General features: G+C 67.7%; 1 protein-coding gene (running past one end of the window). It reads left to right on the forward strand.

The features are described 5' to 3' along the window. A protein-coding gene (locus tag OZ403_RS18845; protein ID WP_268784762.1) for a non-ribosomal peptide synthase/polyketide synthase crosses the window boundary here: on the forward strand, positions 1-13,925 show its 5' end (the start). Its footprint extends 17,722 nt past the window's final position; only the first 13,925 of its 31,647 coding nucleotides appear in the window; it begins with the start codon at positions 1-3; its stop codon lies off the right edge, out of view.

The following is a 13,925-nucleotide window of genomic DNA, read 5'->3' on the forward strand; positions in this document are numbered from 1 at the left end:
GTGTTGTCGCGCCAATATGGGGACTACGCATCCTGGCAGCGAGGGAAGCTTCGCGGTGACGCGCTCGACGCGCACGTGGAGTTCTGGCGCAAGCGTTTGGAGGGCGCGCCGCATGAATTGGAGTTGCCCACGGACCGCCCGCGGCGCTCCGCGACCGGACGGGCAGCTCAGCGGAGGGCCTTGTTGCCCGTGTCATGGGTGGAACGCCTCGAGTCGCTGGCGCAGGCCGAAGGCGCCACGTTGTTCATGGCCGTGCTGGCGGGGCTCCAGGTCCTGCTTTCACGCTACGCCGGGCAGAAGGACCTGCTCATTGGCGCTTCGTACACGAACCGGGGCCGGCAGGAGACGAAAGGGCTCGTGGGCCTCTTCGTCGAGCCGCTGGTCCTGCGAGCGGACCTCTCCGGTCGGCCGGGCTACCGTGAGCTGCTGAGCCGCGCGAAGGCGGATACGGTGGAGGCCTTCGCGAACGCGCATGTTCCTTTCGAACCGCTGCTGAGTGCACTGGGCGTGGAGCAGGACCCGACGCGCGCACCGATGTTCCAGGTGCTCTTCGGGGAAATCGACGCGCCGCCACCGCTTCGCGAAATGCAAGGGCTCGACGTGCGCGTGCTCGACGCGGATGTGTCGCGCACCGACGTGGACCTGACCCTGATGATGTCCCGAGGCCCTGATGGCCTTGCGCTGACGGCCACGTACAACGCGGCGTTGTACGACGCGGCCACCATCGAGGGACTGCTGGGTCATCTGGAGACGCTGCTCGACGCGGCGGTGGCGTCACCCGACCGGCCCGTCGAGACGCTGGCGATGCTCGCGGCCGAGGAGCGGCACCGGTTGCTGGTGACGTGGAACGGCGCGAACGAGCCCTTGCCTCCGGACGCCTGCGCCCATGCGCTGTTCGAAGCGCAGGTCGCGCGGACACCGGACGCCATCGCCGTGGTGTCCGGCGGTGAGTCCGTGACGTATCGCGAGCTGAACGCGCGGGCGAACCACGTGGCGGCACGCCTGCGCGCGCTCGGCGTGGGCCTGGAGTCCCGGGTGGCCGTGTGCGTGGAGCGCTCGGTCGAGTTGCTGGCGGCGTTGCTGGGTGTGCTCAAGGCGGGTGGCGCCTACGTGCCGCTGGACCCGGAGTACCCAGCGGAGCGCCTGGGCTACATGCTGGAGGACTGTGGTGCTCGCGTGGTCGTGGCACGGCAGCCGTACCGCGAGAAGCTGGGCGATGCACCGGGGCGGGTGTGGTTGGACGTGGCGTCACTCACGCCGGACGTAGAGGGGATGGCGTCCGAGCCGGCCGCCGTCGTTCCACCGGAAGCCGCGGCGTACGTGCTCTACACGTCGGGCTCCACGGGACGGCCGAAGGGCGTGGTTGTGCAGCACCGCTCTCTGGTGAGCTTCATTCGCGCGGAGTGGCAGGTCTGCCCGGTGGAGCCAGGCGACCGGGTGCTCCAGTTCGCGTCCATCAGCTGGGATACGAGCGCGGAGGAGATCTATCCGTGCCTCACTCGCGGCGGCACGCTGGTGCTGCGCACGCCCGAGATGTTGGACGTCCCGGAGGTCTTCCTGGCCCGGTGTGAAGCGGCCGGCATCACCCAGCTGAACCTGCCCACGGCCTTCTGGCATGAAGTGACGGCGAGCCTGGATGAAGGCAAGGCGCGCCTGCCCTCGGGCTTGAAGTGGGTGGTTATCGGCGGCGAGCGCGCCGTCCCCGCGCGGGTGTCGCAGTGGCGGCAACGCGTGGGCCGCGCGGTGCCTCTGCTGAACACGTACGGCCTCACCGAAGTGACAGCGGTGGCCACGGCCGTGGACCTGACCACCGACACCGAGGACTCCGGGCGCGAGGTGGCCATTGGCCGGCCGCTGACGAATGTCCGTATCTACGTCCTCGACGGGGAACTGGAGCCAGTGCCCGCGGGCGTGGTGGGCGAGCTGTACGTCGGTGGCGAAGGTGTGGCGCGCGGATATCTCGGCCGGCCGGAGCTGACAGCGGAGCGGTTCGTTCCCGCGCTGCAAGGGGACGGGGCGCGGCTGTACCGCACCGGCGACAAGGCGCGATGGCGGCGGGACGGCGTACTGGAGTACCTGGGCCGGGGTGACTCACAGGTGAAGGTGCGCGGTCATCGCATCGAGCCCGGTGAGGTGGAGTCGGCGTTGCTCGGGCAACCGGGCGTGCGCGAGGCGCTGGTCGTGGTGCGCGAGGACGCACCGGGCGACAAGCGGCTGGTGGCCTACGTGGTGCCCCGCGATGAGCGCGAGCTGGCGGGCGGCGAGGTGCGCGCGGGCCTGGAGTCGCGCCTGCCGCGATTCATGGTGCCGCAGGCGATGGTGGTGCTGGAGCGGCTTCCGCTGCTTCCAAACGGGAAGGTGGACCGCAAGGCGCTGCCCGCGCCGGAGGCCGTACGGGAGTCTCGAAAGGAGGCGCACGTCGCGCCTCGGACGCCCGTGGAGCAGATGCTCGCGGGCTTCTGGGCGGAGGTGCTGCGCCTGGAGACGGTGGGGCTGCACGACAACTTCTTCGAGGTGGGCGGCCACTCGCTGCTGGCCATGCAGCTGGTCGCGCGGGTCCGTGAAGCCTTCCGGGTGGATCTGCCGCTGCGCGACGTCTTCGAGTCGGCCACGGTGGCGACGCTCGCGGAGCGGATTTCCAGGGCGGTGGCGACCGCGGGCATGCCGGCGCCTCCGCTGAAGAGGATGGAGCGCGGCGGAACAGTCCCGCTGTCATTCGCGCAACAGCGCCTGTGGTTCCTGGCGCAGCTCGACCCGGCGAATACGTCCTACAACCTCTGGGCGCCTGTTCGTGTGACGGGGGGGTTGGACGTCGGTGCGCTGGCACGGAGCTTCGAGGCGTTGGTTCGCCGGCATGAGGCGCTGCGCACCACGTTCCGCGCCGAATCTGGCTCTCCGGTACAGGTCATCGCTGCAGAGACTCAGGTGCCGCTGGAGGTGGTGGACCTGTCCGTGTTGCCAGAGGGCGAGCGCGAGGCCTCGGCGAAGGCACGGACCGAGGCGGAGGTGGGCCGTCCGTTCCAACTGGCGCAAGGGCCCTTGCTGCGTACGGTGCTGCTCAAGGTGTCCGAGCAGGAGCACGTGTTGGTGCTGGTGATGCACCACATCGTGTCGGACTACTGGTCCATGGGCATCCTCGTGCGGGAGGTGGCCGCGCTCTACGAGGCATTGTCCCAGGGGCGGCCGGAACAGTTGCCCGAGCTGTCCGTGCAGTACGCGGACTTCGCGATGTGGCAGCGAGATTGGCTCAAGGGGCAGGTGCTGGAGTCGCAGCTCGCGTACTGGCGGAAGCAGCTTGCTGGGATGCCGCGAGCGTTGGAGCTCCCCACGGACAAACTGCGACCCGCGACGCAGACGTTCCGGGGCGCGAACCTTCAGGTCCTGTGGCCGAAGGCGCTGTGGCGTGAGGTGGAGTCGCTCGGCCGACGCGAGGGCGCGACGCCCTTCATGGTGTTGCTGGCCGCGTTCCAGACGGTGCTGTCGCGCTACTCGGGCCAGGACGACGTGAGCGTGGGGGCTCCCATCGCAGGGCGTTCGCACTCGGAGACGGAGGGGTTGATTGGGTTCTTCGTCAACACGCTGGTCCTGCGGTCGAAGCTGTCGCCTGCGCTGAGCTTCCGCGCGTTGCTGGGGCAGGTCCGCGAGGTGACCCTGGGCGCCTATGCGCACCAGGACGTGTCATTCGAGAAGCTGGTGGAGGAACTCCAGCCCGAGCGCGATCTGAGCCGTAGCCCGTTGTTCCAGGTGACGCTGACACTTCAGAACACCCCCGCCGCCGAAGTCCAGCTGAGGGGCATCACCCTCAAGGGGCTGGCGACGGAGGAGAAGACGTCGAAGTTCGACCTGTCTCTGGTGATGGAGGAGGTGAAGGACGGCGTCATGGCGATGGTCAACTACAACAGCGACCTGTTCGAGACCGGGACGATGGACCGGATGCTCGGACATTTGAAGGTGCTGCTGGAGGCCGCCGTTACGGATCCGGAGAAGCGGCTGCTGGATTTGCCGCTGATGGGCAGTGAAGAGCAGCAGCGGTTGGTGAAGGAGTGGCGCGGGACGGCTTCCGCGTACCCACGCGATGCCAGTCTGAGTGTCCTCTTCGAGCAGCAGGCACAGCGGACGCCGGACGCAGTGGCGGTGGAGTACGAGGAGCAACGGCTGACGTACGCGGAGTTGAACCGGCGTGCCAACCAGCTGGCGCACCACCTGAGAAGCATGGGTGTGGGGCCTGAGGTGCGGGTGGGGTTGTGTGTGGAGCGCTCACTGGAGCTGGTGGTGAGCGTGCTGGGCATCCTGAAGGCCGGGGGCGTGTACGTGCCGCTGGATGCCAGCTACCCGCTGGAGCGTCTGGCATGGATGAAGCAGGAGGCCGGCGTCGCATTGCTGGTGGCGCAGGAGAAGCTGGCGGACGAGGTGGCCGCGGGCGGCGAGCTGGTGGTGTGCGTGGACACGGAGTGGGAGACGCAGATTGCCCATCATCCGGAAACCACGCCCAGCGCCAACGTGGGCGGTGGAAACCTGGCGTACGTGATGTTCACGTCGGGAAGCACGGGGAAGCCGAAGGGTGTGGCCGTGCCGCACCGCGCGGTGTCACGCCTGGTGCTGGAGACGGACTTCGCTCAGTTCGGGCCTGAGGAGGTGTGGTTGCAACTGGCGCCCATCTCCTTCGACGCCTCGACGTTGGAGGTGTGGGGCGCGCTGCTGCACGGCTCGCGCTTGGTGGTGTATCCGGCGGGGACGCCGACGTTGGAGGAGCTGGGGCGGAAGCTGGAGTCTTCTGGCGTGACGTCGTTGTGGCTGACGGCGGCGCTCTTCGAGCAGATGCAGGCGCGGCAGCCGAAGGCCTTGGCCAGCGTCCGCCAACTGCTCGCGGGTGGCGATGCCTTGCCGGTGTCTCGAGTGAAGGAGCGGCTGGCAGCGGGCGGTGTGCTCATCAACGGGTACGGCCCGACGGAGAATACGACGTTCTCCAGCACGTACCGGATGGAGAGGCCGGAGGAGGTGGGCGCCTCGGTGTCCATTGGCCGGCCGGTGAAGAACACGGTGGCCTATGTGCTGGACGGGGCAATGCGTCCGGTGCCTGTGGGCGTGCCGGGCGAGCTGTACGTGGGCGGAGACGGTTTGGCAGTGGGGTACGTGGGGCGTCCAGAGCTGACGGCGGAACGCTTCGTACCGAGTCCATTCGGCGAAGGAGAGCGGCTGTACCGCACGGGGGACGTGGTGCGGTGGCTGGCCAACGGGACGTTGGAGTTCCTGGGCCGAGCGGACACGCAGGTGAAGGTGCGTGGCTATCGGATTGAGCTGGGCGAAGTGGAAGCGGCGCTGGCGCAGCATAGTGACGTCAACGAAGCCGTGGTGGTGGCGCGGGAGGATGGAGGTGAAGGTAAGCGGTTGGTGGCTTACATAACGGCACAGGAAGGTGCCTCGCTGGACGCGGGTGCACTGAGAAGCCACGTGAAGCAGCGGCTGCCGGAGTACATGGTGCCGTCAGCGTACGTGGTGCTGGAGTCGTTGCCGCTGACGCCCAATGGCAAGGTGGACCGCAAGGCGCTGCCCGCCCCGGATGCCCAGGGTCCGAAGACGGCGCACTTCGAGGCGCCTCGCACGGCGACTGAGCAGAAGCTGGCGTCCATCTTCGCCGAGGTGCTGAACGTTGAGCGCGTCGGACTGGAGGGGGACTTCTTCGAACTGGGCGGACACTCGCTGCTGGCCACCCAGTTGGTGTCACGCGTCCGCGAGTCTTTCCAGGTGGAACTCCCCCTGCGGGACGTCTTCGAATCGCCGACGGTGGAGAAGCTCGCTCTTCGGCTGGAGGAACCGCAGGCGGGGGCTTCAGCCCTTCACGCACCGCCCCTGAAGCGGATCCCTCGGTTGGGGGCACTGCCGCTGTCGTTCGCTCAGCAGCGACTGTGGTTCCTCGAACAGCTGGAGCCAGGGAGTCCCGTCTACAACATCCCCTTGGCCATCCGGCTTTCGGGCGCACTGCGGGTCGATGCACTGGAGCGCGCGCTTCGTGAGTTGGTGCGGCGCCACGAAGTCCTGCGAACGACGTTCCGCACCGAGGGCGGGGCGCCCGTACAGGTTGTCTCCCAGCAGGCGGTGAACGCACTGCCGGTGGCGGACCTGTCGTCGCTCTCGTCCGAGGCGGCCGAGGCGGAGGTCCATCAGCTGCTGCGTGAGGAGTCCCTCCGCGGATTCGACCTCGCCAGTGGGCCGTTGCTGCGCACACGATTGCTGAGGCGCTCCGAGGCGGAGCATGTGCTTCTGGCGAACATGCACCACATCGTCTCGGACGGGTGGTCCATGGGCGTCATCGTCCGGGAACTCGCGGCGCTCTACGGGGCCTTCCGCGAAGGACAGCCGTCGCCGCTGCCTGAACTGGACGTGCAATACGGTGACTTCTCCGCGTGGCAGCGCGCCTGGCTGGAGAGTGGCGCGCTTCAGCGGCAACTGGACTGGTGGCGTCAACAGCTCGAAGGGGCCCCTCACGTCCTCTCGATTCCCACGGACAGGCCGCTGCCCGCGGTTCAGACTTTCCGAGGCGCGAATCTCCGGGTGAGCATCCCACCGGCGTTGACCTCAGGCGTGAAGGCACTGGCGCAGCGGCATGGTGCAACGCCGTTCATGGTGCTGCTGGCGAGCTTCCAGGTGTTGCTGGCCCGGTACTCGGGGCAGGACGACCTGGTGGTGGGAACGCCCGTCGCCGGACGTAACCGCGCGGAGACAGAAGGGCTCATCGGCTTTTTCGTCAACACCCTAGCGCTGCGGGCACGTCCGTCCGCCGATAAGCCGTTCCTCACGCTGCTTCGCGAGGTGAAGGACGCGGCGCTGGGTGGCTACGCGCATCAGGACGTTCCATTCGAACAGCTCGTGGAAGCGCTCCAGCCGGAACGCACGCTCAGCCACTCGCCGCTGTTCCAGGTGATGTTCTCCCTGCAGAACACGCCGGTGCCGGAGGCGTTCGTGCCCGGGCTCTCGATGAGCGCGATGGACACGGAGATCGGCGCCGCGAAGTTTTTCCTGACGCTGGCGTTGGAGGACCTGCCGGACGGCTTCTCCGGCGTCTTCGAGTACAACGCGGACCTCTTCGAGACGGCCACCGTTCAGCGCATGGCCGCGCACTGGCTCACGCTGTTGGAGGCTGCCGTGGCCTCCCCGAACCGCCGTTTGTCCGAGCTGCCGCTGCTCTCTCCTAAGGAGCGGCACCAGCTCCTGGTGGAGTGGAACGACACCACAGCGGAGTATCCACGCGATACGCCCGTGCACGTGCAGTTGGCGGACCTGGCGACGCGCATTCCGGAAACGGTGGCGCTCACTTGGGAGGGTGGGCAGCTTACTTTCGCGGAGCTGATGGCGCGGAGCCGCTTGTTGGCGGCGCATTTGCGGCGCTTGGGGGTGGGGCCCGAGGTCCGGGTGGGCCTCTTCGCGCGCCGATCGCCGGAGCTGGTGGTGGGACTGCTCGCCATCCTGGAGGCCGGTGGTGCCTGGGTGCCGCTGGAGCCGGATGCTCCCCGTGAGCGGCTGGCGCGCATCCTGGAGGACGCGGCGCCCGCGGTACTCCTCACCCAGCGGGCGTTGCGAGACCTGGCGCCCGCGACCTCGATGCCCGTGGTGTTGATTGAGGATGACCTTGGGTCAGTCGCCGCTGAGGTTTGGGATGCGAGCGCGGTGGCGGACAACGCCGCCTACGTCCTCTTCACCTCCGGGTCGACGGGCCGTCCGAAGGGCGTGCTCGTCTCCCACCGCGCATTGGCGCGACACACGGCGTGGTTCATCGCCACGTTGAAGCTGGGCACGGGAGACCGGGTGTTGCAGAAGGCCTCTGCTGGCTTCGACGCCTCGGTGCCCGAGTTGCTGGCCACGCTGGTCTCTGGTGCTCGGCTGGTCATCGCACCGCCTGATGCCGAGAGCGACACCGAGGTGCTGCTGGCCGCGTTGGAACGCCTGCAGGTCACGGTGCTCCAGTTGGTTCCGTCGCAGCTTCGCGTCCTGTTGGCGCACGAAGGTGTGGCGCGAGCTGCGGGCCTGAGGGTGCTGGTATCCGGGGGCGAGGCGCTGCCGGTGGAGCTCGTTCACCAGGCCCGGGCGCGGTTGCCGTCCACGACCATCATCAATGCGTACGGACCGACCGAGACCACGGTCGATGCCACGGCCTGGCTGGGAGGCGACCTGGGCGAAGGCCCCTTCGCGCCCATTGGCCGACCCATCGCGAACACCCAGGCGTACGTCCTGGATGCACAGGGCCAGCCTGTCCCAGTGGGCGTCCCGGGTGAACTCTTCGTCGGTGGAGATGGTCTGGCTCGTGGGTATGTGGGCCGACCGGACCTGACGGCGGAGCGTTTCGTGCCGGACGCCTTGGGTCGTGCGCCGGGCGCCCGGCTCTACCGCACGGGTGACCAGGTGCGGTGGCGCTCGGGAGGTTCGCTGGAGTTCCTGGGCCGTGTGGACACGCAGGTGAAGGTGCGAGGGCACCGCGTCGAACCCGGTGAGGTGGAAGCGGTGCTTGCGGAGCACCCGGCCGTCCACGTCGCCGTGGTGGTGGTGCGGAAGGACGTTTCGGATGAGACGCGGCTCGTGGCCTACGTGGTGCCAAGGGATGAGGCAGGAGCCGTGGATGCCACGGCGCTGCGGGCCTTCCTGGCGGAGCGTCTGCCTCCGGCCATGGTGCCTTCGTGGTTCGTGGTCCTGGAGGCGCTGCCGCTGCTCCCCAGCGGGAAGGTGGATCGAAAGGCGCTGCCCGCACCGGACGTTGACGTCAGCGAGCGACAGTACGTCGCACCGCGCACCCCGACGGAAGAGCTGCTGTGCGGCTTCTTCAGCCGGGTGCTGGGCGTGGAGCGCGTGGGCATCCACGACGGATTCTTCGAGCTGGGGGGCCACTCGCTCCTCGCGACGCAGCTCGTCTCGCGGGTGCGTTCTGCCTTCCGGGTGGAACTCGCGCTGCGGGAGTTGTTCGAGGCGCCCACGGTGGCGGAGCTGGCGCGTCGCATTGATCTGGCGAAGCGGTCTGGGGCGGAGATGCCGGTGCTTCGGAGCCCGGCGGCGCCTCGCGCCCGTGAGCTGCCCTTGTCGTTCGCGCAGCAGCGACTGTGGTTCCTGGATCAGCTCCAGCCGGGGAGTGCGTTCTACAACGTGTCCGCGGTGGTGAAGTTGACGGGCCCGTTGGATCCGAGCGCGCTGGAGTGGAGCTTCGAGGAACTGGTGCGCCGTCATGAGGCACTGCGGACGACCTTCCGCGCCAAGGGGGGAACCCCGGTGCAGGTCATCTCGGCCGAGCCGACGCTCGCCTTCGCTGTGGTGTCCCTGGAAGCGCTGGAGGACACCGAGGGTGATGCCGCTGCGACGCGCTGGGCTGAAGAGGAGGCCCAGCGGCCCTTCGACCTGACGAAGGGGCCGTTGCTGCGTGCCACGTTGCTACAGCTGCGGGAGCGGGAGCGGGAGCACGTGCTGGTGCTGGTGATGCACCACATCGTGTCGGACGAATGGTCCATGGGCATCCTCGTGCGCGAGGTGGCCGCGCTCTACGAGGCGCTGTCCCAGGGACACCGCTCCCCGTTGCCGGACCTGCCGCTCCAGTATGGCGATTACGCTGTCTGGCAGCACGAGTGGCTGGCAGACGACGTGTTGGAGGCGCAGCTCGGATACTGGCGACAGCAGCTCGCTGGGGCGCCGAGTGCGTTGGCGTTGCCCACGGACAAGCCTCGCCCGGCGATGCAGACGTTCCGCGGGAGCATGAAGGAGGCGCTCTGGCCCTCCGAGCTATGGGCCGCGGCGAAGGCGCTCGGGCAGAGAGAGGGCGCGACACCGTTCATGGTGCTGCTCGCGGCCTTCCAGACGGTGCTGTCGCGCTACTCGGGCCAGGACGACGTGAGCGTGGGCTCACCCATCGCGGGCCGCACGCGCGAGGAGACAGAGGGGCTGATTGGCTTCTTCGTCAACACGTTGGTGCTGCGGACGAAGGTGTCCCAGGTGTCGAGCTTCCGCGAGCTGTTGGCGCAGGTCCGCGAAGTGACATTGGGTGCGTATGCTCACCAGGACGTGCCGTTCGAGAAGCTGGTGGAGGAACTCCAGCCCGAGCGCGATCTGAGCCGCAGCCCGTTGTTCCAGGTGACGCTGACGTTGCAGAACACGCCTTTCTCCGAGGTCCAACTGCGAGAGCTGACGCTGAAGGGCGTCGACGCCGAGGAGAGGACCTCGAAGTTCGATTTGTCGCTGCTCGCGGAAGAAGTGCCGCACGGGTTTTCCGTGGCGGTGAACTACAACAGCGACCTGTTCGAGGCCGCGACGATGGAACGGCTGCTGGGGCACCTGCGCGTGCTCCTGGAAGCCGCTGTGAGCGCTCCAGAGACGCGGCTGCTCGACCTGCCGCTGATGGGCCGTGAAGAGCAGCAGCAGTTGGTGAAGGAGTGGAGCGGGACGGCTTCTGCGTACCCACGCGATGCCAGCCTGAGTGTCCTCTTCGAGCAGCAGGTGGGGCGGACGCCGGACGCGGTGGCGGTGGAGTACGAGGAGCAACGGCTGACGTACGCGGAGTTGAATCGCCGTGCCAACCAGCTGGCGCACCACCTGAGAAGCATGGGTGTGGGGCCTGAGGTGCGGGTGGGGTTGTGTGTGGAGCGCTCACTGGAGCTGGTGGTGAGCGTGCTGGGCATCCTGAAGGCGGGGGGCGTGTACGTGCCGCTGGATGCCAGCTACCCGTTGGAGCGACTGGCATGGATGAAGCAGGAGGCCGGCGTCGCATTGCTGGTGGCGCAGGAGAAGCTGGCGGACGAGGTGGCCGCGGGCGGCGAGCTGGTGGTGTGCGTGGACACGGAGTGGGAGACGCAGATTGCCCATCATCCGGAAACCACGCCCAGCGCCAACGTGGGCGGTGGAAACCTGGCGTACGTGATGTTCACGTCGGGAAGCACGGGGAAGCCGAAGGGTGTGGCCGTGCCGCACCGCGCGGTGTCTCGCCTGGTGCTGGGAACGGACTTTGCGCACTTCGGGCCTGAGGAGGTGTGGCTGCAACTAGCGCCCATTTCCTTCGACGCCTCGACGTTGGAGTTGTGGGGCGCATTGCTGCACGGCGCGAAGTTGGTGGTGTATCCGGCGGGGACGCCGTCGCTGGAGGAGCTGGGGCGGAAGCTGGAGTCTTCTGGCGTGACGTCGTTGTGGCTAACGGCAGCGCTCTTCGAGCAGATGCAGGCGCGGCAGCCGAAGGCCATGTCGAGCGTCCGCCAACTGCTCGCGGGTGGCGATGCCTTGCCGGTGTCTCGAGTGAAGGAGCGGCTGGTGTCAGGTGGCCTGCTCATCAACGGGTACGGCCCGACGGAGAACACGACGTTCTCCAGCACGTACCGGATGCAGCGGCCAGAGGAAGTAGGAGCGTCGGTGTCCATTGGCCGGCCGGTGAAGAACACGGTGGCCTACGTGCTGGACGGTGCAATGCGTCCAGTGCCTGTGGGCGTGCCGGGCGAGCTGTACGTGGGCGGAGACGGTTTGGCAGTGGGGTACGTGGGGCGTCCAGAGCTGACGGCGGAACGCTTCGTACCGAATCCATTCGGCGAAGGAGTGCGGCTGTACCGCACGGGGGACGTGGTGCGGTGGCTGGCCAACGGGACGTTGGAGTTCCTGGGCCGAGCGGACACGCAGGTGAAGGTGCGTGGCTATCGGATTGAGCTGGGCGAAGTGGAAGCGGCGCTGGCCCAGCACAGTGGTGTCAACGAAGCCGTGGTGGTGGCGCGGGAGGATGGAGGCGAAGGCAAGCGGTTGGTGGCCTACGTGACGGCACAGGAAGGTGCTTCGCTGGACACGGGTGCATTGAGAAGCCACGTGAAGCAGCGGTTGCCGGAGTACATGGTGCCGTCGGCGTATGTGGTGCTGGAGTCGTTGCCGCTGACGCCCAATGGCAAGGTGGACCGCAAGGCACTGCCCGCGCCTGATGCAGAGCGTGCCGCAGGCGATCGCTTCGTTGCACCGCGTACCCCCGCTGAACAGAAGCTGGCATCCATCTTCGCCGAGGTGCTCAACGTCGAGCGCGTCGGGCTCGACGGAGACTTCTTCGAGCTGGGCGGACATTCGCTGCTGGCCACGCAGTTGGTCTCGCGTGTTCGCGAAGCCTTCCATGTCGAGTTGCCTCTACGGGACGTCTTTGAGGCGCCCACGGTTGAGAAGCTCGCCCAGCGGCTCGAGACGGAACCGAACGGCACGCAGGTGCTTCATGTGCCGCCGCCAACGCGAATTGAACGAACCGGGCCGTTGCCACTGTCGTTCGCGCAGCAGCGGCTGTGGTTCCTCGACCAGTTGGAACCGGGCAGCTCGTCCTACAACATCCCTATCGCAGTGAAGCTGACGGGGACGGTGCGGGTGGACGCGCTGGAGCAAGCCTTCGAGGCGCTGGTGCTTCGGCATGAGTCACTGCGCACGACCTTCCAGAGCAGCGGTGGTGCGCCGGCTCAAGTCATCGCAGCGGAGTCAATGGTCGAGCTGCGACTGGTGGACCTGAGTGACCTGTCTGAGGCTGAAAGGCCCTCGGAAGCCCAACGCCTGATCGCCGAAGAGGCGGCGCTTCCGTTCAACCTGACGCGCGGCCCATTGCTGCGCACGGTATTGCTGAAGCAGTCCGAGCAGGAGCACGTGCTGGTGCTGGTGATGCACCACATCGTGTCGGACGGCTGGTCCATGGGCGTGCTCGTCCGCGAGGTCGCCGCGTTGTATGAGGCGTGCTCGCAGGGCCTGTCGTCACCGCTGCCGGAGCTTCCACTCCAGTACGCGGACTACGCGGTGTGGCAGCGCGAGTGGCTCCAGGGTGAGGTCCTGGAATCACAGCTCGCATGGTGGAAGGAGCAGCTCCAGGGGGCCTCGCAGGCACTGGAACTGCCCACGGACAAGCCGCGTCCCGCGGTGCAAACGTTCCGTGGCGCCAGCCGGGATGTCCAGTGGCCGCGAGACCTGTGGGAGTCGGTCAAGGTGCTCGCGCATCGTGAAGGCGCCACGCCGTTCATGGTGCTGCTCGCGGCGTTCCAGACGGTGCTATCGCGCTACTCGGGGCAGGATGACCTCTGCGTGGGCTCGCCCATCGCCAACCGCACCCGGGCCGAGACGGAGGGGCTGATTGGCTTCTTCGTCAACACGCTCGTCCTGCGTGCGCGACTCACCGGAAACCCCACGTTCCGGGAGCTGTTGGCGCAGGTTCGCGAACGGACGCTTGGCGCGTATGCGCATCAGGACATCCCCTTCGAGCGACTGGTGGAGGAACTCAAGCCAGACCGCGACTTGAGCCGCAGCCCGCTCTTCCAGGTGATGTTCATCCTGCAGAACACGCCCACCGTGGAGCTGCACCTGCCGGGCCTGACGCTGGCGGGAATGGATGGTGACTCGCGCACGTCGAAGTTCGATCTCACCCTGGAGCTGGCCGAGACGCCGCAGGGGTTGTCAGTCAGCGCCGTGTACAACAGCGACCTCTTCGAGCCCGAGACGATGGGCCGGCTGACGGGCCACCTGCGCGTGTTGCTGGAGGCCGCGCTCCAGACGCCGGATACTCGGTTGGGCGAGCTGCCGCTGCTGGGCGCAGGAGAGCAGCGCCGGTTGCTCGTGGAGTGGAACGACACACGCAGCGACTTCGTTCCCAACACCATCCAGGCCCTCTTCGAGGCGCAGGCCGCGAAGACGCCTGATGCGCTCGCGGTCGTCGCCGAAGACTCACGGCTGACCTACGAGGCGCTGAACCGGCGGGCCAATCAACTGGCGCACCACCTGCGTTCGCTGGGCGTCGGTCCGGATGTTCCGGTGGGCTTGTACCTGGACCGCTCCGCCAGCGCGCTGGTGGGCCTGTGGGGCATTCTCAAGGCGGGTGGTGCCTATGTGCCGCTGGACGTCACGTTCCCGGTCGAGCGCATCCGAAGTGTGCTCGCGGACGCGGGTGCCCAGGCGCTGGTCACGCAGGC

Origin of the sequence: Myxococcus sp. NMCA1 (assembly GCF_026810205.1) — a bacterium.
Taxonomy (GTDB): domain Bacteria; phylum Myxococcota; class Myxococcia; order Myxococcales; family Myxococcaceae; genus Myxococcus; species Myxococcus xanthus_A.